Source organism: Desulfovibrio psychrotolerans (genome assembly GCF_013340305.1).
Taxonomy (GTDB): Bacteria; Desulfobacterota; Desulfovibrionia; order Desulfovibrionales; family Desulfovibrionaceae; genus Halodesulfovibrio; species Halodesulfovibrio psychrotolerans.
Genome location: NZ_BLVP01000020.1, coordinates 1 through 1,211 on the forward strand (window position 1 = coordinate 1; position 1,211 = coordinate 1,211).

At 50.5% G+C, this 1,211-nt stretch carries 1 protein-coding gene; it reads right to left on the reverse strand.

The window, feature by feature from the left end; translation table 11 throughout:
* Positions 1-58 precede the first annotated feature (58 nt).
* The gene (locus HUV26_RS13465; RefSeq protein ID WP_174410663.1) at positions 59-1,099 is read right to left on the reverse strand and encodes an IS481 family transposase; all 1,041 of its coding nucleotides are present in this window, start codon (positions 1,097-1,099) and stop codon (positions 59-61) included.
* Positions 1,100-1,211: the final 112 nt, after the last annotated feature.

Genomic DNA, 1,211 nt, shown 5'->3' on the forward strand with positions numbered 1-1,211 from the left:
TGTAGTGGTTCATACTTGATCTGACAGTCGTCCCTTTTGACGGGCCAGAATTGTCAGATTAGTTCAGCTTTGAAACGTATTCCGTCCAGAGTTGCTTCCCTTCGATCATAGTTGCCATGGGAGTCCTTCCGCAACACATTTTCCCTTGATGCGTTCGTTCCGTGTTGTACCCCGCAATCCATTCGTCGAGATCTGCCTGTAAAGAATCCAATGAGGAATAGAGCTTGCGTCGGAAAGTCACACGGTAGAATTCGTCCAAAATGGTTTTGTGGAACCGTTCGCAGATGCCATTCGTCTGTGGGTGTCGGGCCTTGGTCTTCGTATGTTCGATGCCGCACAGGCCCAGAAAAAGCTCGTAATCATGGGTTTCCACGTTGCCGCAATATTCCGTACCCCGGTCAGTCAGAATGCGTAACACACCCATTCCCTGCTCCTCGAAGAAAGGCAGAACCTTGTCGTTAAGCATATCCGCAGCCGTGATCGGCGTCTTCGTGGTATACAGCTTGGCCGCAGCCCACTTGGAATAGGTGTCTACGAACGTCTGCTGGTAAATACGGCCGACTCCCTTGATGGTGCCAACATAAAATGTGTCCTGGCTCCCGAGATAGCCGGGATGAGCCGTCTCGATCTCACCATGGGCGAAATCATCGTCTTTCTTTCTCTCCAGAGCTTGTACTTGGGCTTCGGTCAGAATCAATCCCGATTCTGCTGACAGCTTTTCGAGAGCCAGCAGCCGCAATTTGAAGCTGTGCAAACCGTGACGGAGCCAAATTGAACGGACGCCGGAAGGCGAAACGAATGTCCCGAGCTTGCGTAGTTCGTTGCTGGTTCTGGTTTGACCATACGCCGGATAATCGGTGGCAAATGTCACAACCGCATTTTCGATAGCTGGATCAACCCTGTTCTTCAGATTTGGCTTACGTCGGCTCTTGTCGAGTAGGGCTTCAACTCCGCCGTTTTCCTTGGCTGCTTGGTACCGGTAAAAAGTATCCCGGGAAAAGCCCATCAGCCGACAAGCCTTCGAAACGTTGTCGAGCTCTGCCGCCAGATTGAGCAGACCAACCTTGTGTTTTATGACGTTGTGATTGAAACTGGACATGAGGTTCTCCTTTGAGCACAGGGCTCAGTTTGATGGTGTTCAGCATTTCCATCAAAAGGGAGAACCTCTCGATTTTCAAGAGGAACTGTCAGATCAAATCGAAACTACTTCA